This is a genomic window from Tenggerimyces flavus (assembly GCF_016907715.1).
GTDB lineage: Bacteria > Actinomycetota > Actinomycetes > Propionibacteriales > Actinopolymorphaceae > Tenggerimyces > Tenggerimyces flavus.
The window spans coordinates 3,602,330-3,623,478 of sequence record NZ_JAFBCM010000001.1 but is presented as its reverse complement, the minus strand read 5'-3'; the positions used below and the strand labels follow the sequence as shown (position 1 = coordinate 3,623,478).

Sequence of the window (21,149 nt, the reverse complement as noted above, 5' to 3'; positions counted from 1 at the left end):
CTCAGGACTCGCTTTCAGCCGTGGCTTCCGCCGCCGGCTCCTCAGCCTTGGCCTCAGCCTTGGCCTCAGCCTTGGGCTCGGCCTCAACCTTGGCCTCAGCCTTGGCCTCGGCTGCCGGTGCCTCGTCGGCGGCCTGGCCCTTTTCAGAAGACACCGCCTCGGCCTTCTTGCGGGTCTTCTTCTGGCTCACGGCCTCGGTCTTCGGCTCGGCGTGCGCGTCGCGCAGCGCCTCGTCGAACATCGTCCGCTTGGGAGCCTTCTCCGGCGCGACCTTGACACCCTCGGCGGGTGCGGGCTCGCCCTTGAACTTCTGCCAGTCGCCGGTCACCTTGAGGAGGCGGAGAACCGGCTCGCTGGGCTGAGCGCCCACCGAAAGCCAGTGCTGCACGCGCTCGGAGTCGACCACGATGACGCTCGGGTCGACCTTCGGGTGGTACTGACCGATCTGCTCGATCGTCCGGCCGTCCCGCTTGACCCGGGAGTCGGCGACGACGATGCGGTAGAACGGCGCGCGGATCTTGCCCATGCGCTTGAGGCGAATTTTGACGGCCACGGGTGTGGTGTCTCCTGTGTGTTTAAGGCGGGTGAGCTGCCGCTCGCCACGTGGGGTGCGGCACCAACAGCTCGGAAGGGGTCCGCGCAGGCTGGAAGGTGAGAGGGCTCCCGCCCCAGCGGACTCGCGCGGTCCATTGTGCCAGACCCGGCCGAAGGGTGGTGACTCGCCGTCCCCAGCCCCCTGCCGGGCGCGCCTGATCGTGGTCACTTCCCGCTGGCCGATCGGTCTGCACCCGACCGACCACGTGGCCCCTCGGCCAGGGGGAAGGGGCCACGATCAGGCGCGCCCGGCACGTCGCGCGGAGCGCGACCATGAAATACGCTCGGCGACACGCCGACATGGGCAGTGTCGAGTTGGGGGGACTCTCGATGAAGAGATTCGTCACGTTCGTCGCCATTCTCGCAGCGGCATTCGCGGTGATGAGCCCGGCACAGGCCGGAGGCCCGCCGCACGTCAAGGGCACCGAGACCGTCCCGGTGTACGACTACGCGAGCGCGATCCGGGAGAGCGTCTGGGTCACGACCCCGCTCGACAACGACGGCGACGGGGCGAAGGACAAGGTCGTCGTCGACCTGATCCGCCCGCGCGAGGCCGCGGCGAAGGGCGTCAAGGTCCCGGTGATCATGGTCGCCTCGCCGTACTACGTCTGCTGCGGCCGCGGCAACGAGTCGGAGAAGAAGCTGTACGGCCCGGACGGGACCGTCACCCGCTACCCGCTCCACTACGACAACTACTTCGTCCCGCGCGGGTACGCGATCGCGCAGGTCGACCTCGCCGGCACCAACCGCTCGACCGGCTGCAACGACGTCGGCGGCCGCGAGGAGGTGCTCGGCGCGAAGGCCGCGGTCGACTGGCTGAACGGGCGAGCGCCCGGCGCGTACGCCGACGGCTCCCGCGCGCGAGCGACCTGGTCCACGGGCAAGGTCGGCATGATCGGCAAGTCCTGGGACGGCACGATGGCGAACGGTGTCGCCGCCACCGGCGTCCGCGGCCTGGAGACGATCGTGCCGATCTCGGCGATCTCCAGCTGGTACGACTACAGCCGCTACAACGGCATCGTCCGCAGCAACGGGCACCACGCGTTCCTGCACGACTACGTGGGCGGTCGCCCGGACGCCGCGTGCGCCGCGGTCCGCCAGGAGCTGGTGACCGGCAGCGAGGACGAGACCGGCGACTACAACGACTACTGGGCCGAGCGGAACTACCTGCCCGACGCGTCGCGCGTCCGCGCGAGTGTGCTCGTCGTGCACGGCGTCAACGACCTGAACGTGCAGACCTCGCACTTCGCGAAGTGGTGGACCGCGCTGGCGAAGAACGGGGTGCCGCGCAAGATCTGGCTCGCCCAGCAGGGGCACGTCGACCCGTTCGACTTCCGCCGCGTGGAGTGGGTCGAGACGCTGCACGAGTGGTTCGACTACTGGCTGCAGGGGCTGCGGAACGGCGTCATGCGCGAGCCGCAGGCGTCGTTGGAGCGGTCCTCCGGCCAGTGGGTCGAGGAGCCGCGCTGGCCGGCGGTCGGCGCGCACGACGTGACTGTTCGGCTGGGCGAGGGCGACGGGACGACCGGGACGCTGGGCTTCGCACCGGCGCCGCGCGGGTCGGAGCGAACGTTCACCGACGACCCCGGCCTGTACGAGGACGCGGCGGTCGCCGACCCGAACGCGGCGAAGAACGGGCGGCTGGCGTTCCTCTCCGGCGCGCTGAAGAAGGACCTGCGGATCTCCGGCCAGCCGTCGGTGACTCTGCGGGTACGGGTCGACAAGCCGACGACGAGCCTCGCGGTGCGGCTCGTCGACTACGGCACCGCGCGCCGCGTCGACTACCTCTCCCCCGGCTCCGGCGTGCACAACCTGACGACCGAGTCCTGCTGGGGAGCGTCGACGGCGGCGGACAACTCCTGCTATCTCGACACGGCCGAGGACTTCGCGACCACGTCGCACGCGGTGCTGACCCGCGGCTGGGTCGACGCCGCGCACCGCTCGTCATTGCGGCAGGCGTCGCCGTTGCGGCCGGGCCGCTGGTACGACGTGAAGGTCCCGGTGCAGGCGTACGACGCGGTGGTGCCGAAGGGGCACGTGCTCGGGCTGGTCGTGACGGCGAGCGACGACGAGTTCAGCACGCCGAAGACGACGGGCGCGACGATCGACGTCGACCTGCGCGGCAGCTCGATCCGCCTCCCGGCCGCCGGCCTCGTGGCCCTGCCGTCGATCACCACGCCGCCGGTCGTGACCACCGACGCGACAGTCGCCGCCAAGACCTCGAGCCAGGACTGGAGGAACCCCGAATTCAGGTGAGCCCGACCCTGACCTCGACATTGAGCTGGCCGGGGATGCGGTCGGAGTACGCCTCGCTGCCGCCGCATCCCGGCACGACGACCACGAAGCCGTACCAGATCGGGGTGTCGTTCAGCCGCCACACGGGCCTCGTCCGTGAGGTCGACGGCCGGGCGGAACGCGCCGACGTACGCCCGGGTGCTGTGTTCGTCACTGGCGACGTGGCGATCACCTGGACCGAGGTCGCCGATCCCACCGAGGCGTTGGAGATCTACCTCGACGCCGAGCTCCTCGCCAGCCGCGAGGTCGCGACCACGGTCGACGCCCGGGACGGCGTGGTCATCGGGATCGCCCATCGGCTTCGCCGCGCGCACCTCACCGGGGTGCCGCTCGGCGACGTCGAGGCGAGCACGATCGCGCACCGGCTGGCCGCGCACCTGGGCTCGGAGTACGGCCCCGCTCCGCGGCCCGCGATCCCGCCGGTCGGCGCGCTGGACCGCAGGCTCGTCGACCGGATCGCGGAGTACGTCGACGCGCAGGTCGGCGAGACGATCACGCTCGACCAGCTCGCCGGCGTGGCCGCGCTCAGCCCGTTCCACTTCGCCCGCGCGTTCCGGACCACGACCGGACTGACCCCGCACCAGTTCGTCACCGCACGCCGCGTCGAGCGAGCCCGGACTCAGCTGCGCGAGACCGATGCCAGCGTGGTCGAGGTGGCGCACGCGGTCGGGTTCGCGAACGTCAGCCACTTCCGCCGGGTGTTCCGCCGCGAGCTCGGCCTGCTGCCCGGCGAGGTCCGAGGACAGCAAAATCGGACCCTCCCAGCGTAGGGAGTTGCATGGCAGCCTCGCGGGCGTGACCACCCCGTTCCAGTTCTTCCACGGCGACACCCCACTCGCCGTGCACGTCCATCGCGATGTCGACAACCTGACCGAGCGGCAGCCCGCGGTGATCGTCACCGGCTCCTGGCTCACCGTGAAGGAACAGATGGCCGACCTGTACGCGGCCAGGCTCGCGGACCGCGGCTACACCGTCTTCACGTTCGACTTCGCGGGCTTCGGCGCGAGCGGCGGGACGCCGCGCCACGCCGAGCTGCCGGCGCGCAAGATCGAGGACATCATCGCCGCGGCGCGGACCGTGTCGACGCTGTCGTACGTCCGCCCCGGCGCTGTCGCCTACCTGGCGGTGTGCGCGTCGGCGCAGTACGCGCTGCGTGCGATCGCGAGGGGCGCGCCGATCGCCTCGTTCGCGAGCGTCGCGGGCTGGTACCACGACGCCGAGTCCGTGGCGCCGTTCTACGGCGGCGAGCAGGGCGTCGCGATGCGGCTCGCCCGCGCGGCGGAGGCGTTCGAGCATTTCCAGCGGACCGGCGAGGTGCGGACGGTGCCGGCGTACGAGAACGGCAACGACCGCGCGGGGATGTCGTTCGAGCTGCCGTACTACGCCGAGCCAGGCCGCGGCGCGGTCCCGACGTGGGCGAACGAGATGGCGGAGTTCAGCTGGGCGTACTGGCTGACGTTCGACGGTCTGTCGGCGGCGGCCGAGGTGTCCGTGCCGACGCTCTTCGTGCACAGCGAAGACGCGGTTCTGCCCGACAACCTGCGCCGAGTAGCGTCCACGTTGGCCGGCCCGAGCGAGGTTGTGTGGGCCGAGGGAACGCAGATCGACTTCTACGACCAGGAGCAGCAGGTGGCGATGTCCGTCGACGCGGCAGACCAGCACTTCCGGAGGACGCTGTCGTGATCCTGGTGACCGGAGCGACCGGGAACGTCGGTGGCGCGCTGGTGCGCCAGCTGCTGGACCGCGGCGTCGGCGTGCGGGCCGTCGTTCGCGACCCCTCGAAGCCGTTGCCGGACGGGGTCGAGCCCGCGGTCGGCGACCTGAACGACGCTTCGAGTCTGCGGAACGCGTTCGACGGCGTGGACGGGCTGTTCCTCATGCCCGGCTACGCCGACGAGATCGCGACCGAGGCGGCGAAGGCTGGCGTGCGGCGGATCGCGTCGCTGTCCGGCGGCTCGGCGGTCGCGACGAACACCGACAATCCGGTGTCGGCGTACATGATCCGCACCGAGGCGGCGGTCAGGCGGTCCGGTCTCGCTTGGACGTTCCTGCGGCCGGTGAGCTTCATGTCGAACACGCTCCAGTGGCTCCCCCAGCTGCGCGCGGGCGACGTCGTGCGGGCCCCGTTCGCGGACGTCCCGATCGCGATGATCGACCCCGCCGACATCGCCTTGGTCGCCGCCGAGGCGCTCACCGGCGACGGGCACGAGGGCAAGGTGTACGCGCTGACCGGACCGGAGGCGCTGACGCCAGCCCAACGCGTCGCCGTCCTCGCGGAGGTGCTGAACCGGCCGCTGACGTTCGAGGCCGAGCCGAACGAGGACGCACGGGCGCGGATGCTCGGCGAGATGCCGGAGCCGTACGTGAACGCGTTCTTCTCGTTCTTCGTCGACGGCACGCTCGACGAGACCACCGTGCGGCCGACCATCATCGAGGTCGCCGGCCGCCAGCCGAAGTCCTTCCTGCACTGGGTGGTGGAGAACGCCGATGCCTTCGCCCGCTGACGTACTCACCCGCATGCTGCACGCGGTCGACGCGCTGGACTGGGCGACCGTCCGCACGTGCTTCGCCGACACGGTCCGCACCGACTACACCGAGCTGATGGGTGGCGATCCCGAGGTCATCGCGGCGGACGATCTCGTCGCGCGGTGGCAGGGCGTGTTCCCGGGGTTCGAGGCGACGCAACACCAGACCGGTCCGTGCGTGGTCACCGACGACGGCTGGCTCGAGACCCACGTCCAGGCCGTCCACCACCTCGCCGGCGCCGAGGGCGGTCCGGTCTGGCGGGTGTACGGCCACTATGTCGCCAGGATCGTGGACGAGCAGATCGTCGACTTCACGTTGCAGCTGTACTACACCGACGGCAACGACAGCCTGGTGGCACAGGCAGCCGAACGCGCGACGACCTCGCCACGTACGCCACGAGTTAGGTAAGGCTACACTTCTGCCGGTTGTCGAGGCGGGAGTGCATGGGCAAGAAGCCGAAGAAGCTCAAGAAGCCGAAGAAGAAGTGCTGCGTCACCAAGCCGCGCTGCACGCGGTGCCCGCTGCGCATGCTCGCCGAGGGCAGGTTGCCGGCCGGCTACGGCGTGAAGCACCGGAAGCTGGTCACGGTCTGAGCCCCCTAAGCTGAGCGCCCGTGGACCTCGAGACGCTGCGGCGGCTGCCGAAGATCGCTCTGCACGACCATCTCGACGGCGGGTTGCGGCCGGCGACGATCGTGGAGCTGGCGGCCGAGGCCGGGTACGGCGGGCTGCCGACGACCGACACCGAGGCGCTGCACCGGTGGTTCGTCGAGGCGGCCACCTCGAAGTCGTTGCTGCGCTACCTCGAGACGTTCGCCCAGACCTGTGCGGTGATGCAGACGAAGGACCAGCTCGCCCGCGTCGCCGCGGAGACCGCGGTCGATCTCGCGGACGACGGCGTGGTCTACGCCGAGACGCGCTTCGCGCCGGAGCAGCACCTCGAGGCGGGGCTCTCCTTGGACGAGACCGTCTCCGCGGTCCTCGAGGGGCTTCGCGCCGGCGAACGCGAGTCCGGCGGGCGCATTCGGATGGGGCTGCTGCTCTGCGCGATGCGCCACACGTCCCGTTCGGTCGAGATCGCCGAGCTCACGTTGCGCCATCGCGACGACGGCGTGAGCGGGTACGACATCGCCGGCGCCGAGGTGGGCTTCCCGCCGATCGCGCACCTCGAGGCGTTCGAGCTGCTCGCCAACGCGGGGATGCCGGTGACGATCCACGCCGGCGAGTGGCTCGGCCCGCGACCGCTCGCGCAGGCCGTACATCGCTGTGGTGCTTGGCGAATCGGCCACGGCGTCAGCATCGCCGCGGAGATCGACGGCGACCACTTGAGCCCGCTCGCGACGTACGTACGCGACCGGCGCATCCCGCTCGAGATCTGCCCCACGTCGAACGTCCACACCGGCGGCGCCGCCTCGTACGAGGACCACCCGATCGGCAGGCTCGACCAGCTGGGCTTCGCGGTCACGGTCAGCAGCGACAACCGGCTGATGAGCGACACCTCCACCAGTCAGGAGCTCAAGCACGTCGCCGACGCGTTCGACTACGGCACCGACGACATCGCCAGGCTCACCCTCAACGCCGTCGACGCGACGTTCCTCCCCTACCTCGAGCGCGAACGCCTCTGGGCAGACGTCGCCAAGGCCTACGTATCCCACTAACCTCGATCCTTCGTCCGGCGGTTGGCTGGTGCGACCGGCCCAGCCCCGGGCCAATGATCATGTTTACATGATCATTGGCCCCTTTACGTGGGGTGTACGCCAGGTAGAGGGGCCACTGGCCAGGTGAGGCGACCACACGCAAGCCCACCCCGCTCCGATCGCCTCAGACGCCAAAACCCAGGCCCCTCCAGCACCACAGAGGTCTCGACACATCACAGACCAGAGCCGCCCAACCCATCACGAAATCCCGAAGCTCACCACTGCCATCACAGCTGTCGGTGTGGGTGGGTACCGTCGCCTCATGCTCCAGCCGACCATAGACCTGGCCGCTCGATAGGCGGGGACCATCGTGCCGACCACAGCTCAGCCGTTCGCCCACCTCAGCGCGCCGAACGTGTCGCTCTACCGCGACATCATGCGTGTCTTCGCGCGGGCGAAGGAGCGCTTCATCGTCCACCTGCGTCCGGAAGACGTGGCCGCCGAGCTGAGCCGGCTCAGCGATGAGCACCTGGCGCAGGCGCTCGACCAGCTGACCGGGTGGAGCAACCTCAGGGCCGATCCCGACACGAGCCGAGTGACCTCGGTCGAGGATTTCCATCGCAAGCGCTTCCTGTATCAGCTCACGGGCGAAGGACACGCGGCCGAGCAGGCGTTGACGTTCTACGACGAAATGATCGGCCGTCGCGGCGCCCTCCAGTCCGTCGCGCTGGAGGACATCGCGGAGCAACTGCAGGCGCTCAAGGTGCTCGCCTCTGAGCCAGACCCCGATCCCGCGAAGACCCATCGCCTCCTGCTGTCGCTGACCGAGCGGTTCTCCTCCCTGGCGGACAACGCCCAGGCGTTCATGTCCTCGCTGCGCCGAGCGATCGACTTCTCCGACGGCAACGTCGACGGCTTCCTCGCGTACAAGGAACGGCTGATCGACTACATCAACCGGTTCATCGCGGATCTCGCCAACTCCGGCGCGCAGATCACCGTGCTGATCACCGACCTGGAGCGGCTCGGCCACGACCGGCTGCTGCGGCTGGCAGCTCAGCGCGAGGCGTCCGACGCGGTGCCGGACGAGACCGAAGCCGCGGCGGCGTACGCGAATGCCGAGGCAGCCGCGTCCGACGACTGGGACAACCGGTGGCGCGGGCTCCGGGACTGGTTCGTCTCCACCGGTACGGGCCATCCTTCGCAGTCCCGGCTGCTGCGCCAAGCCGCGGTGACCGCGATCAAACAGCTCATCGACACCGTCGTCCTGCTGAACGAGCGTCGGTCCGGCCGCTCCGACCGGTCGGCCGACTTCCGGGCCCTGGCCCGATGGTTCGCGGAGGCGCCCGACGAGGCGGCCATGCACCGGCTCTGGCGGGCCGCGTTCGGGCTCACGCCGGCTCGCCACCTCACCGTCACCGCGGGGACAGTCGCCGAATGGGACGAGGTCGATCCGCCCCCGTCCACGCCCTGGCAGGAAGCTCCGCCGATCCGGATCTCGCCACAGCTGCGCAAGACCGGATCGTACGAACGCCGCGGCCAGCCCAATCGCATCGAGGACCGTTCCCTGGCCCGCCGGATGCTGCGGGACCAGGCCGAACGGGAAGCGGCCGAGACCGCCGCCGCTCGGCGTCTGCTCGCCACGGAGGGTCCGGTTCTGCTGTCGGAGCTGGGCGTGCTGGACGCACGGGCGTTCAGGCTGTTCCTCGGCCTGCTCGGTGACGCCCTCGCCGCCCGTCTTCCCGGCGACACTGAGGTCAAGACCACGACCGCCGACGGCTCGATGGAGGTTCGGCTGTCGCTGGTGGAAGGCGGCGCGGAGGTGTCCGTCGAGACCGCGGACGGCGGCCTGACCGGCCCGGAGCACCTGATCGAGATCACGGACCTCACCGCATGATCCCCGAAGAAGAGACAGCCCAACGCCGTAGGGCACTGCGTGCCCTGCTGGCCAAGCCGCTGCTGCTCACCGAGACCGACGCCGACGCCGTGGTTCTCGTCCGCCAGCACCAGTCTCACCTGCGCGACTGGCTCGGCCGAGAGACCGGCTGGCGACTGCACGTCGACGCCGAGATGGCGCGGTTGTTCAAGACCCAGCCGGCGACCAACCCGCCGGCGCCGGACCCCACCCATCCGGCCCGGGGACGCGCCAAGGAGCCCTTCGGCCGTCGGCGCTACGTCCTGCTCTGCCTCGCCCTTGCCGTGCTGGAGCGAGCCGATGCGCAGACCACGCTCGGGTCGCTGGCCGAGGAGATCATGAACGCCTCCACCGAGCCGGAGCTCGCCGGTGCCGGGTTCGCGTTCTCCCTCGAGACTCGCGCCGAGCGCTCCGACGTCGTCGCGGTCATCCGTACCCTCCTCGACTGGGGCGTGTTGACCAAGGTCGCCGGCGACGAGGACGCGTACCTGTCAGCGACCGGGGACGTGTTGTACGACATCCGCCGGCCCGTGCTCGCCGCCATGCTGTCCGGACATCGCGGGCCGTCGACGATCACCGCGGAGACGTTCGAGGACCGGCTGGCGGAGCTGGTCGACGAGCCGATCCCCGACACCGACGACCTGCGCAACCAGGCGATCCGGCGCAGGCTCACTCGGCGGCTGCTGGAGGACCCGGTGCTCTACTACGACGAGCTCGACGACGAGGAGCGGGCGTACCTGACCTCCCAGCGCTCCGCGATCACACGCCGGATCGAGGACGCGACGGGACTGCTGCCCGAGGTCCGCGCGGAAGGCATCGCGATGGTCGACCCGGACGACGAGCTCACCGACGTGCGCATGCCCGAGCAGCGCACCGACGGGCACGTCACGTTGCTCGTCGCGGAGTACCTGTCGACCAGACAGCGGGCGAGGTTGGACGAGCTGCACGCGTTCGTCCGGGACGCGGCCCGCCAGTTCTCCACCTACTGGCGCAAGGGTGTCACCGAGCCTGGCGCCGAGGAGCAGCTCCTCGGCATCGCGCTGGACAAGCTCGCCGCGCTCAGGCTGGTCGAAGTCGACCTCGACCTGGTACGAAGCCGTCCAGCGATCGCCCGCTTCGCGGTCGGCGAGCCCACCATCAAGACCGAGGACGCGTACCGATGAACCTCCCGACCCCGATCGTATCGCGCTGGAAGCCCTTGCGGGCCGGACTCGTCGACGTCTTCTACTACGACGTCGAGGAGTTCCATTTCCACGACGGCAGACTGCTGCTGCGCGGCAACAACGGCACCGGCAAGTCGAAGGTGCTCGCCCTCACGCTGCCGTTCCTGCTCGACGGAGACCTGTCACCCCATCGCGTCGAGCCCGACGGCGACCGGCAGAAGCGGATGGAGTGGAACCTGCTGCTCGGCGACAAGCATCCGCACCCGGAACGCACCGGCTACGCCTGGCTGGAGTTCGGCCGCCAACGGGGTGACGGCACGGCGGAGTACCGCACGATCGGCTGCGGGCTGAAGGCCGTGAAGGGGCGCGGGATCGCTCGACACTGGTACTTCGTCACCCCGCAACGCGTCGGGCCGGAGCTGTCCCTGGTCAGCCAGAGCCGGGTCGCGCTCACCCGGGAGCGGCTGCGCGACGCGGTCGAGGGCCACGGCATGGTCTACGACCGCGCCACCGACTACCGCCGCGCGGTCGACGAGGCGCTGTTCGGACTTGGCGAACGCCGCTACGACGCGCTGGTCAATCTGCTGATCCAGCTGCGACAGCCCCAGCTTTCGAAGAGGCCCGACGAGAAGCTGCTGTCCCGCGCGCTGACCGAAGCCCTTCCGCCGATCAGCACGACGCTGATAGCGACGGTCGCGGAGGCGTTCCGTGGCCTCGACGAGGAACGGAACGCGTTACGCGCTTTGGAGGAGGCAGAGTCGGCAGCGGCCGACTTCCTTCGGCACTACACGCGCTACGCGGGCGTCGCCGCCAAACGGATGGCCCGGGCACCGCGCGAGGCCCAGAGCCGGTACGAGCGGCTCAACCGCGAGCTCGCCGAAGCGGAAGCCCGGTACCAGAAGGCCGACGCCGACCTGACTGCTGCGGACGAGCTGCTGCGCGAGCTGGACGAGGCGAAGAAGCAGCTGGAGGCGCGCCGCGACGCGTTGCGGCAGAGCCCGGAGATGCGAGACGCCGAGCGACTCGAGCAGCTGAACGCTGACGCCGGCCGACAGGAGTCCTACGCCGGCGACCTGGAGCGGGAACGCGACCGGCTCACCATCGACGTCGATGCAGGACAGTCCCGCGCGGAGGTGGAGGAGGAGCGCGAGCGCCAGGCCGACGAGGCGTTCCAGGCCGCGCGGGACGACGCCCGCGTCACGTCCGTACGGGCCTTCTGCGCTCGGGAGCACGACGAGATCGTGTCCGGTTGGGAGTCCGACCCGGCCGGCGCCAAGCGCGACGCGAACGCACTCGCCGACCGGCGCGAGCAGACGGTGCACGAGCTCGACCGGCTGCTGCGAGAGGTCCAGGCAGCGCAGCAGGCGCTGGAGAACGCCAGGCGCGAGGTCGATCGGCAGACCGCCGAGCTCCAGGCCGCGGCTGAACGGATCGACGCGGCGGAGCGACTGACCCTCGACGAGGCGGCTGAGCTGGTGCGGGTCTACCGGCAGTACCTCGACGAGGCAACCGAGTTCCGGTTGCCGGACCCGGGCGAGGTGCTCACCCGGCTGGAGGGTTGGGCGGAAGGCCTCGATGGCCCGAACCCCGCGGCCGAGGCCGTGGCCGACGCCGTCCAGGACGCGACGACGGCCCTGGGCCGGACCGAGGCCGGGCTGCGGACCGAGCGGGACGAACGACAGGCCCGCGGTCGCGAGCTCGAGCAGGAGATCGAGCGCCTCGAGGCCGGTGGCCACGACATCCCACCCGTCCCCTACACGAGAGACCCGCAGGCACGCGTCGATCGGCCGGGAGCGCCGCTGTGGAAGGTCGTCGACTTCGCCGATGACGTGTCGGAGGCGGACCGCGCCGGTCTGGAGGCCGCGCTCGAGGCGTCCGGGATCCTGGATGCCTGGCTGACCCCGGACGGCGCCCTGCTGGGCGCGGACGACACCGTGCTGGTCTCGGCCGGGGAGCTCGCGGCCGCCGGCGAGTCCTGCGCGACGCTGCTCCGGCCCGCGATCGACTCGGTGGATCCGTGGGCGTCGGTGTTGACCGACGAGACGGTTCGTACGACGCTCGCGGCGGTCGGTCTCGGACCAGGGAAGACGACCTGGGTGACAACGGACGGTCGCTGGGCCAACGGCGTGCTGGCCGGTTCGTGGCACAAGCCGGCCGCCCACTTCATCGGGGAGGGCGCCCGCGAGCATGCCCGGCGCAGCCGTCTCGCGCAGCTGTCCAGCGAGCTGGAAACGGTCAAGGCCCGCCTGGCCGAGCTCGAGGCCGCGCTGAACGCGCTCGCCGCCCGGCGAGCACGGCTCGACACAGAGCGTCGCGCCATGCCGACCGACGACGCCCTCCGGGAAGCGCACGTCAAGCTCACCGGCGCGCACGAGAGGCGGCGCGAGCACCAGGCGGCTCATGACGCGGCCGAACGGGTGGCCGCCGAACGGGAGGCCGGCCTGCACGCGGCCCAGGAACGAGCGGTCGAGTTCGGGACCGACGTCGGACTCCCTGTCGAGCCCGGTGAGCTCACCGCCGTCCGGGAGGGCCTCGCCGCCTATCGGCTCGCGCTGGCCGGATTGTGGCCGGCCGCCACGGCCTTGCTGACCGCCCGCCAGCGGGCTGGCTTCGCCCAGGAGGAGCTGTCCCGTACGCGCGAACGCCTCGACAAGGCTGTCGAGAAGGCAGCGGCCGCGCGGGAGGTCGCGACTGTCGCGCGGGAGACCTACCGGGTGCTGGAGGAGACCGTTGGCGCCGAGGTGTCGGAGCTGCACAGGCGGTTGGACGCTGTTAGTGCCGAGTTGGTCGAGCGGCACCAGGGCGAGAGCGAAGCACGCCGCCTGGAAAAAGCGGCCCGCGAGGACCGTGGCCGCGCCGACGGTGCTCGGCAGAAGCTCAGCGACGAGATCGGCGAGGCCGTCGTCGAGCGGGACGCGGCGGTCGCGGAGTTCCAGCAGTTCGTCCGGACCGGCTTGTTGCGGGTAGCGCTGCCGGCGATCGAGACGCCTGATCTCCATGAGCAATGGGCGGCGACTCCCACGGTGCTGCTGGCTCGGTCCGTCAATGCCGAGCTCGACTCGGTCGACGACTCTGATCCGACCTGGGACCGCGTCCAGAGGAGAGTGACCGACGAGCACAAGCAGCTGGCCGACGCGATGGCCAGGCACGGGCACTCGGCCCGCCTGACCCTCCAAGCGAACGTGATCGTGATCGACGTCGTCTTCCAAGGCAGGTCCCAAGCCGTCCCCGACCTCAGCGAGTCCTTGCGCGCCGAGATCCACGAGCGGGCGCAGCTGCTGTCGGCGAGGGAGCGGGAGATCCTGGAGAACCACCTGCTCAACGAGGTCGCCAGCACGCTGCAGGAGCTGATCGCCGCCGCCGAAGACGAGGTGGCGCGGATGAACGGCGAGCTCGAGTCGCGCCCGACGTCCACTGGCATGCGACTGCGGCTGGTCTGGCGGTCGGCGAAGAACGCTCCGGACGGCCTCGCCCGGGTACGGGAGAAGCTTCGGCAGACCGTCGACGCCTGGTCGGCGGACGACCGGGCAGCCGTCGGCTCGTTCCTGCAGGAGCAGATCGCCCGCGAGCACGCGGAGAGTCCCGCCTCGAGCTGGACCGAGCAGTTGACCCAGGCGCTGGACTACCGGCTGTGGCACGAGTTCGCGATCCAGCGTTACCAGGAAGGCCAATGGCGGCCGGCGACCGGACCTGCATCAGGTGGGGAGCGGGCGTTGGTGGCGTCGGTGCCGTTGTTCGCGGCCGCGTCGTCGCACTACAAGTCGGCAGGCAACCCCCACGCTCCGCGGCTCGTGGCGCTGGACGAGGCGTTCGCCGGTGTCGACGACGACGCCCGCGCGAAGTGCATGGGCTTGCTCGCCACGTTCGACATGGACGTCGTGATGACGAGCGAGCGTGAGTGGGGCTGCTACCCGGAGGTGCCGGGGCTGGGGATCAGCCATCTGGCCCGACGCGATGGCATCGCCGCCGTGCTCGTCACCCCCTGGCGATGGGACGGTCGGACCCGACAGCGCGTCGAACGGCCCGTACCCGATCTGCCTGACCCACCGGAGCCGGAGCCGGCTGGCCTGTTCGCATGACGGGCAACGCCACGGACAAGCTGCACCGGCTGCTCGGCGGGACGCACACCGAGTGGCTGGTCGAACGGGTCCGCCGTCGCTTGGAGCTGGGTCAGCCGATCTCCGGCGCGGTCACGCTTGTCCGCGCCAGCGTCGAGCAGCGCCGTGCGGTCGAGCTGCTCCTCGGTCGTCGCCCAGCGGCGGGCGCGTCGTTGTCGGTCTCGCTCGACGAGGTCGACACCATCCTGCGTTCCAGCGGTGCCGCCGCGGGTGGGCTGCGAGAGGCGGTGGAGCGGCTGACCGGACCGGTGACCGACCGGGCGAAGGAGGCGGCCGTCAGCTCGGCCGCGTGGCGGGCTGCCTACGCCGACCTCGACCAGCTGGTCACCGAACGCCCGGAGCTGAGCGAGTGGCGGAGCCGCCTCGACGCCACTGGCCTGGTTCGCCGGCTCGCTGCCGAGCCCGCCGAAGCCGGACGGCTGCTCACCGCAGTGACTCGCGTGCTTCGCAGGTTGCCGGCGAGCGGTGTTCCGATCGGTCAGCTCGCCGCCGAAGCCTGCGACGACGCGCATGCTCTCGACGAGGGTCGCCCGATCGGAACGTTGGCGTTGTCGGCCGTTCGAGCGCTCGCGGGAGTGCCCGATTCCACGACGGCCGATGGACGACGGGACCTCTGGGCCGCCGTCGGCGTTCACCTGGACGAGTTGTCCTCCACGGTCCTGTCCGTCGGGCTGCCGGGCGACGGCAACACGGCGACCGGACAGCTGCTTCGCACCGCCGCGGCGGCAGGAGAGCCGCTCATACTCACCTTCCGCCAGCTGCATCGTCGACAGGACCCGATCGGCACTGCCCACCTGGTACGGCTGTGCGAGAACCCCGTCGTGCTGGCCGCCGCCGCGGACGCGTTCGGGCCGGACTGCCCCGCGATGGTGTGCGTCTATGGCAGACCGTCGGCAGCGGTCTGGCGCCTCCTCGAGCTCCTGCACGCTGGCGGAGCGGAGTTCGCGTACCACGGCGACTTCGACTGGGGCGGTGTCGGGATCGCGACCTCGATCTACCAGCGGATGCCGTTCACGCCATGGCGGTACGACGCGGCGGCCTATTTGGCCGCGCGGGGGTCTGCCAGGCTCGACGAACGTTCGCTGCCGACTCCGTGGGACCCCGCGCTCTCGGCGGCAATGACCGAGCGCGGCGTGCGTATCGAGGAGGAGCACGTCCTGGGCCAGCTGCTCGAAGACCTCAGCCCTTGAGCCCGGTCATCGTGATGCCCTGGATGAAGTACTTCTGCGCCACGATGTAGACGAGGATCACCGGCAGCACGGCCACGGTCGCGCCGGCCATCAGCAAGGTGATCTGGGTGAAGTACTCGTTCTGGAACTGAGCCAACGCCACCGGCAGCGTCTGCAGCTCCTCGGAGTTGATGTAGATCAACGGGCCGAACAGGTCGTTCCACGAGTCCAGGAACGTGAAGATCGCGATCGCCGCCAACGCCGGTGTGGTCTGCGGCAGCATGATCCGCCAGAAGATCGTGAATGTCCCCGCGCCGTCCACGCGTGCCGCGTCGTCCAGCTCCTGGGGCAGCGATTTGAAGAACTGCCGCATCAGGAACGTCGCGAACACCGGTGTGAACACCCGCGGCACCCACAACGGCAGCTGGGTGTCGATCCAGCCGATCTGTCGGAACACCAGGTACTGCGGGATCAGGTATGCAATCCCGGGGATCATCGCGGTCGCCAACACCAACAGGAACAGCAGGTCGCGGCCGGGGAACCTCAACCGCCCGAACGCGAAGCCAGCCAGCGACGCGACGATCAGCAGGCCCACCACGTTGATCGCGGCGAGCTTCACCGAGTTCCAGAAGAACACCGGGATGATCTCGAACACCTGCAGGTAGTTCGTCCACTGCGGCACGGTCGGCCACAGCGTCGGCGGAACGGTGAGGACCTGCCCTTCCTCCTTGAGCGACGACGCCACCATCCACACCAGCGGCAGGATGAACACGAGCGCGAGCCCGATCATCAGCACGTACGTGACGATGTCGAGGACCACCGAGAAGCGGCGGCGACGTTCAGCCATAGAACACCCACCTCTTCTGCATGCGCCATTGGACGTACGTCACGATCGCGAGGATCACGAACAGCACCCACGCCATCGCCGAGGCGTAGCCGAGCTTCCCGAACGAGAACGCCGTTTGGTACAGGTAGTAGATGTAGACGCTGGTCGAGTGCCCCGGCCCGCCCTGCGTCATGATGTAGATGACGCCGAACACCTGGAACGACGTGATGAACTGCGTCACCAGCACGAAGAACAGGCTCGGCGTCAGCAGCGGCATCGTGATCCGGCGGACCTGGTTCCACCAGCTCGCGCCGTCGATCTCCGCCGCCTCGTACAGGTCCTTGGGAATCGCCTGCAGGCCAGCCAGGAAGATCACCATCGGGTAGCCGGCGCCCTGCCACACGCTGACGATCACCACCGCGGGCAGCGCCCAGGTGGAGCTGGACAGCCACGCCGGACCGTCGATGCCGATGCCCGACAACAGGCCGTTGATCAACCCACGCTCGGGGTTGTAGATCCAGTACCAGATGTAGCCGATCGCGACGACGTTGGTGATGTACGGCGCGAAGTACGCGGCGCGCAGCAACGAGATCCCGCGCAGCTTCCGATTGCACAACAGGGCAAGGAGAAACCCGAGCACGGTCGTCAACGGGATCGCGAGCAGCGTGAAGATGATCGTGTTGCGCAACGTCTCGATGAACAGCGGGTCCCCGGTGAACATCTCGGTGTAGTTCCCCACACCGACGAACTCCGGCGGCGCGATGCCGTCCCACTGGGTGAACGACATGTAGATCGAGACGAAGATCGGGAACAGCTGGAACGCGGCGATGCCGAGGATCAGCGGCGCGATGTAGAGGAAGCCCTCGTACTTGCCGAACCGCCCGCCGAGCAGGCCGTTCCGTGGGGCCCGGCGTTTCCGGGTCCCACGGCGTGCGTCCGTCTCGGCGACTGCGTTCAAGCGTCCGCCCTATCCCAGAAGGGTTTTCTCCACTTGTGCCTTGACCGCATTCAGCACCTCAGTCGCTGGCTTCTCGCAGTTGTAGACCGCGTCCAGCGCCGGCCGGTAGATCTGCCGCGCGCCCAACGTGTTGTCGGTCTGGTTGGGCAAGGTCGAGTGCTCGACCGCGTCGGCGAACAGCTGGACGTGCTCCGGCGGTCCACTGAGGACGCCCAGCGCGTCGCGGTCCATCGGCAGCCACATCTTGCCCTTGAGCAGGATCTCGCCGCCTTCCTTGCTGGTCAGAAACTTCAGCAGCTCCCACGCGGCGTCGGGGTTCTTCGCCTTGGTGGGGATCGAGTACGTGATCACGCTCGACTCGGTCAGCTGACCGGACGGCCCGGCGGGCGGCGGCGCGACGTCCCAGGTGATGCCCTTGACGGCCTTCTCGATGTACGGGATCGAGGAGAACTGCCGGTACATCATCGCCAGCCGACCCTGCGCGAACATCTGCAGATCGATGTCTGTGCTCTGCAGATCTCCCCACGCTGGTTGGACCTTGTGCTTGCAGGTCAGGTCCGTCGCCCACTGGATCGCCTCGGCACTCTTCGGGTCGGACAGCGCGAACGTCTTACCGTCCTTGGCGTAGATCCCGTTCGGGTCGCCGTTGTTGACCGTGAACGTCTGCTCGAAGCCCGTGTCGAGGTAGACGAGCGCACCGAACCGCTTGCCCGGGATGGTCAACTTCTTCGCGGTCTCGAGGAAGTCGTCCCAGGTCCAGTTGTCCGCGCTCCAGGTGGTCGGCGGCAGCGGGACGCCGGCCTCCTTGAAGATGTCGACGTTGTAGAACATCAGCCGCGGCGAGTGCGCGATGACCCATGCGGTGTGCTGTCCGTCGGCCTGCTTGGGGAAGTTGAACAGATCGGGTGGGAACTTCGAGGTGTCGACCTTGTCCTTCTCGATGTACGGCGCCAGGTCCAGCAGACCGCCGGTCTTGGAAATGCCGCGGACGTAGTCGTCGTTGATCTTGACCAGGTCCGGCGGGACGCCGCTCGCCAGCACCGTACGGAACTTCGTGTCGTACTCCGACGGCACCGGCTGCACGGTGACCTTGACGCCGCTCGCCTTCTCGTACGCCTCGACGGCGGTGCCGAACGGCGTGCCCTTGATGGCGAGGTCGTTCAGGAACGTCATCGTCTTGGCGTCGCCACCGCCACCTCCGGCGCTGCCGCTACCGCCACCGCCGCCGGCGGTCATGCACCCGGCCACCGATCCCGCGGCCATCGCCGCCATGCCACCTACGAACAGTCTTCGGCTGAGCTGACTTGCTGCCATGACATGACCTCCTCGTCGGTCAGGTCGTCCCCGCAGCGGCCTAGTTTTCCGGGGTCCCCGCGAAATCGTGGCGATGCTCATCGGACCGTCACGATCGGCTCGACGGAACGATTTCGTGGGGTGGGTTTCCATCTAATGCAGGTGCCGCGCGCTGCCACATCGGCAGGTCCGGCCTGATCTCGATGCCCACCTTGTCCAACCCGGACTTGACCGCTCGCAGGCAGTCCAGCCACGAGCCGTCGTAGTGGCCGATCGTCAACGCGTCGGCGCCGCACTCGGCGGAGATGCGTACGCCCTGCTCGACCAGCTCCGGCGTCGCCTTCGGGCGGGGCGACACGGCCGACAGGAAGTACATGTCAAGCCCGACCGTGCGCCGGATGTTGTGCAGGTAGCCGCGCTTCCACTCCATCCGCGCCGGGTCGCCGCTCTGCTCGGCGTAGTCCGAGCTGCGGATCGAGTCGAGCTGCTTGGCCACCGACCTGAGGTCCAGGCCCATCAGCTCGGGATGCCCGGCGTAATGGTTGAGCCGCAGGTCCGTTCGCGGCGAGACGTCCTTGACCGCGGTACGGACCTCGGCGAAGAACTCGGTCAGCGAGTCGGCGCGGAACTTCAGGAACGCGTACAGCTCGGGCAGTTCCACCAACAGGGACGTGATGTTCGCGGTGCTCGCGAGCAGCAGTCTCAGCTCGAAGTTCTGCTTGTGGTTGAAGCGGTCGTACCCGTCGGCGAGCCAGCGCAGCCGTTCGGTCAGCGCCGCCCAGTCGACGCCGTGCGCCTCGGCCCTCGCCTGGCAGCTGTCGCAGAAGCAGCCGCCGTGCGTGGTGCCGACCAGCCTGCCCAGCTCGGTGTCCGCGCCCTCGCCGCGGCCGGGGTTGAAGCCGCGCACGCAGGTCATCACGTAGTCGATGTCGTAGTTCGCGGCGAGGTCGACGTAGAGCGCCTTCGCGTACGCGCGCACGTCGGGGTTGTTGAAGCAGACCTGGCCGTCGAACGGGTTGCCGTACACGTCGCGCTGCACGCAGTCGGCGAGCTCGGTGCGCGTACGTTCCTTGTCGATCCAGGTGTGCGAGAGCTCGGCGCCGACGCTCATGCCGCGTGCCCGCGAGGCGTCGATGAGGACCTGCATCCAGTCCGTTCCGGCGAGCTCGTCGGAGTCGGAGAGCCGCGGCTTGATCCGCTCGTAGCCGTCGGGGCTCGGCCGCCAGTACGCGCGGGAGTCCTCGGTCCAGTAGACCTTCCGGCGCGGATTGTGCGGGTAGTAGAAGTCGGTGAGCGGGCGCTTCTCGTCATGCATCAGAGCGACGAGATAGGTGGAGTTGGTCCGCGTCTCTCGCTGGAGAACGTCCAGCGCGTGATCGACGTTCTCGTCGAGGAGATCCCACGCGTACAGGCTCGCCACGACTTCCTTGAAGAACATGCGAGGCCTCCAGCTGTCTGGCGGTTAGGTTGTTATACCAACTGCGCTAGAGTCGCGACAAGGTTCGTTGGGGAGGAGGTCCGATGACGGTCGACCGCGCCAGTTTCGTCCCGCTGCACGCGCAGCTGAAGAACCTGCTGCAACGGCGAATCATGGCCGGAGAATGGGCGGCCGAGCAGCCGATTCCCTCCGAACCAGCGCTGTGTGGGCAGTACGGCGTCAGTCGGATCACCGTGCGCCGGGCGCTGTCCGATCTCGAGGCCGAGGGGTTCCTCCGGCGCGAACGCGGGCGCGGCACGTTCGTCGCCGCCTCGCAGCCGACCCGCGGCCCGACGCTCGGGCTGCTGTTCGGCGGGCTGACCGAGCGCCGGTTCGGGCACCGCAACGACGCCGCGTTCGGCGACATGGTCCTCGGCGCGGCAGAGGCGGCGAGCAAGCAGGGAGCCGTCATCTACCCGATGCCGGTCGGCGACGGCGATCTCGCCACGATGCTGGCCTCCCCCACCGTGTGCCGGCTGACCGGTCTGCTGGTGCACCTCACCCGCCGGTTCGACGAGGACATCCTGCGGCAGTTGGACGCGACCGGCGTGCCGTACGTCGTCGTCAAGCGGCGCTTGCCGCCAGACCGTTCCAGCTGCGTGTACGCCGACGACATCTCCGGCGCCTTCACCGCGACCCACCATCTCTTGTCGCTCGGGCATACGCGGATCGGGATGCTGCCCGGGCCTCCTGAGGTCGGCGTCTGGGACGACCGGCTGGAGGGCTACCGGAAAGCGCTGCGGCAGGCTTCGGTGCGGTACGACCCGCGGCTGGTGCGCGAGGTGGGCTTCCCGATGGACGAGGGCGGGTACGAGGGCGCGTCCGCGCTGCTCGACGCGAAGCGGCCGCCGACCGCGATCTTCGCGGGCAACGACTACATCGCGTTGGGTGTGTATCGGGCGATTCGTGAACGCTCGTTGGAGCCTGGCCGCGATCTCCCGGTCGTCGGGTACGGCGCGAACCCGTTCGCGGTGACGATGTACCCGGCGCTCACCACGATCGGTACGCCGCCGTGGAAGCTCGGCAACGCGGCGGCTTCGCTCGTTCTGGACCTGATCTCGGGGCGGGTCCCGGCACCCGCCCATCGCGTTCTGCCGTGGCAGCTGGAGATCCGACAGTCGTCCGTGTGGGATCCGGCGGTGTGGACGCCTTCCGTGCCCGAATTGGTGTGAGGAGCGTGCT

Annotated in this window: 17 protein-coding genes; 12 read left to right on the top strand and 5 right to left on the bottom strand. The window is 69.4% G+C overall.

Annotated features, from left to right (window positions below):
- Position 1 precedes the first annotated feature (1 nt).
- Complete coding sequence (rpsP, locus tag JOD67_RS16985; protein ID WP_205118574.1) at positions 2-553, bottom strand: 30S ribosomal protein S16; 552 nt, start codon at positions 551-553, stop codon at positions 2-4.
- Positions 554-924: 371 nt separating this feature from the next.
- Between rpsP and JOD67_RS16980 the strand changes: the two genes are divergently transcribed.
- The 11 genes from JOD67_RS16980 (at position 925) to JOD67_RS16930 (ending at position 15,434) form a co-directional block, all read left to right on the top strand.
- Entirely contained in the window at positions 925-2,850 is a 1,926-nt protein-coding gene (locus tag JOD67_RS16980; protein WP_205118573.1) for a Xaa-Pro dipeptidyl-peptidase, read from the top strand.
- Entirely contained in the window at positions 2,847-3,659 is an 813-nt protein-coding gene (locus JOD67_RS16975; protein WP_205118572.1) for a helix-turn-helix domain-containing protein, read from the top strand. Before JOD67_RS16980 ends, JOD67_RS16975 begins: the two co-directional genes overlap by 4 nt.
- A 25-nt stretch (positions 3,660-3,684) precedes the next feature.
- Complete coding sequence (locus tag JOD67_RS16970) at positions 3,685-4,572, top strand: alpha/beta hydrolase (protein ID WP_205118571.1); 888 nt, start codon at positions 3,685-3,687, stop codon at positions 4,570-4,572.
- The gene (locus JOD67_RS16965; protein WP_307782429.1) at positions 4,569-5,393 is read left to right on the top strand and encodes an NmrA family NAD(P)-binding protein; all 825 of its coding nucleotides are present in this window, start codon (positions 4,569-4,571) and stop codon (positions 5,391-5,393) included. The genes JOD67_RS16970 and JOD67_RS16965 overlap by 4 nt, the downstream gene beginning before the upstream one ends.
- Positions 5,377-5,823 (top strand): nuclear transport factor 2 family protein, encoded by a 447-nt coding sequence (locus JOD67_RS16960; protein WP_205118569.1) that lies wholly within the window; start codon positions 5,377-5,379, stop codon positions 5,821-5,823. Before JOD67_RS16965 ends, JOD67_RS16960 begins: the two co-directional genes overlap by 17 nt.
- Before the next feature lie 35 nt (positions 5,824-5,858).
- Positions 5,859-6,008, top strand: coding sequence for a hypothetical protein (locus tag JOD67_RS16955; RefSeq protein ID WP_205118568.1), 150 nt, complete (start codon positions 5,859-5,861; stop codon positions 6,006-6,008).
- 20 nt (positions 6,009-6,028) lie between these two features.
- Complete coding sequence (locus tag JOD67_RS16950; protein ID WP_205118567.1) at positions 6,029-7,072, top strand: adenosine deaminase; 1,044 nt, start codon at positions 6,029-6,031, stop codon at positions 7,070-7,072.
- Positions 7,073-7,421: 349 nt separating this feature from the next.
- Positions 7,422-8,945 (top strand): TIGR02677 family protein, encoded by a 1,524-nt coding sequence (locus JOD67_RS16945; protein WP_205118566.1) that lies wholly within the window; start codon positions 7,422-7,424, stop codon positions 8,943-8,945.
- The gene (locus JOD67_RS16940) at positions 8,942-10,126 is read left to right on the top strand and encodes a TIGR02678 family protein (protein ID WP_205118565.1); all 1,185 of its coding nucleotides are present in this window, start codon (positions 8,942-8,944) and stop codon (positions 10,124-10,126) included. Before JOD67_RS16945 ends, JOD67_RS16940 begins: the two co-directional genes overlap by 4 nt.
- On the top strand, positions 10,123-14,205 hold the full coding sequence (locus JOD67_RS16935; RefSeq protein WP_205118564.1) for a TIGR02680 family protein: 4,083 nt from the start codon (positions 10,123-10,125) through the stop codon (positions 14,203-14,205). Before JOD67_RS16940 ends, JOD67_RS16935 begins: the two co-directional genes overlap by 4 nt.
- On the top strand, positions 14,202-15,434 hold the full coding sequence (locus tag JOD67_RS16930) for a TIGR02679 family protein (protein WP_205118563.1): 1,233 nt from the start codon (positions 14,202-14,204) through the stop codon (positions 15,432-15,434). The genes JOD67_RS16935 and JOD67_RS16930 overlap by 4 nt, the downstream gene beginning before the upstream one ends.
- Here JOD67_RS16930 and JOD67_RS16925 read toward each other — a convergent pair.
- From JOD67_RS16925 to JOD67_RS16910, 4 genes are all read right to left on the bottom strand, one after another.
- Complete coding sequence (locus tag JOD67_RS16925; protein ID WP_205118562.1) at positions 15,424-16,260, bottom strand: carbohydrate ABC transporter permease; 837 nt, start codon at positions 16,258-16,260, stop codon at positions 15,424-15,426. The genes JOD67_RS16930 and JOD67_RS16925 overlap by 11 nt on opposite strands.
- Positions 16,253-17,197: a carbohydrate ABC transporter permease gene (locus JOD67_RS16920; RefSeq protein WP_205118561.1), complete on the bottom strand. Its 945-nt coding sequence runs from the start codon at positions 17,195-17,197 to the stop codon at positions 16,253-16,255. The genes JOD67_RS16925 and JOD67_RS16920 overlap by 8 nt, the downstream gene beginning before the upstream one ends.
- Positions 17,198-17,206: 9 nt before the next feature.
- The gene (locus tag JOD67_RS16915) at positions 17,207-18,511 is read right to left on the bottom strand and encodes an ABC transporter substrate-binding protein (RefSeq protein WP_205118560.1); all 1,305 of its coding nucleotides are present in this window, start codon (positions 18,509-18,511) and stop codon (positions 17,207-17,209) included.
- A gap of 88 nt (positions 18,512-18,599) precedes the next feature.
- The gene (locus JOD67_RS16910) at positions 18,600-19,928 is read right to left on the bottom strand and encodes an alpha-galactosidase (protein ID WP_205118559.1); all 1,329 of its coding nucleotides are present in this window, start codon (positions 19,926-19,928) and stop codon (positions 18,600-18,602) included.
- 83 nt (positions 19,929-20,011) lie between these two features.
- On the opposite strand from JOD67_RS16910, the gene JOD67_RS16905 reads away from it, so the two are divergent.
- Positions 20,012-21,139, top strand: coding sequence for a GntR family transcriptional regulator (locus JOD67_RS16905; RefSeq protein WP_205118558.1), 1,128 nt, complete (start codon positions 20,012-20,014; stop codon positions 21,137-21,139).
- The last annotated feature ends 10 nt before the right edge of the window (positions 21,140-21,149 follow it).

What these genes read in the sequence shown, in the direction of transcription:
- JOD67_RS16915 (WP_205118560.1), bottom strand. Translation starts at nt 18,511, where the DNA reads ATGGCAGCAAGTCAGCTCAGCCGAAGACTGTTCGTAGGTGGCATGGCG.
- JOD67_RS16905 (WP_205118558.1), top strand. Translation starts at nt 20,012, where the DNA reads ATGACGGTCGACCGCGCCAGTTTCGTCCCGCTGCACGCGCAGCTGAAG.
- JOD67_RS16925 (WP_205118562.1), bottom strand. Translation starts at nt 16,260, where the DNA reads ATGGCTGAACGTCGCCGCCGCTTCTCGGTGGTCCTCGACATCGTCACG.
- JOD67_RS16955 (WP_205118568.1), top strand. Translation starts at nt 5,859, where the DNA reads ATGGGCAAGAAGCCGAAGAAGCTCAAGAAGCCGAAGAAGAAGTGCTGC.
- JOD67_RS16930 (WP_205118563.1), top strand. Translation starts at nt 14,202, where the DNA reads ATGACGGGCAACGCCACGGACAAGCTGCACCGGCTGCTCGGCGGGACG.
- JOD67_RS16980 (WP_205118573.1), top strand. Translation starts at nt 925, where the DNA reads ATGAAGAGATTCGTCACGTTCGTCGCCATTCTCGCAGCGGCATTCGCG.
- JOD67_RS16910 (WP_205118559.1), bottom strand. Translation starts at nt 19,928, where the DNA reads ATGTTCTTCAAGGAAGTCGTGGCGAGCCTGTACGCGTGGGATCTCCTC.
- JOD67_RS16940 (WP_205118565.1), top strand. Translation starts at nt 8,942, where the DNA reads ATGATCCCCGAAGAAGAGACAGCCCAACGCCGTAGGGCACTGCGTGCC.
- JOD67_RS16935 (WP_205118564.1), top strand. Translation starts at nt 10,123, where the DNA reads ATGAACCTCCCGACCCCGATCGTATCGCGCTGGAAGCCCTTGCGGGCC.
- JOD67_RS16960 (WP_205118569.1), top strand. Translation starts at nt 5,377, where the DNA reads ATGCCTTCGCCCGCTGACGTACTCACCCGCATGCTGCACGCGGTCGAC.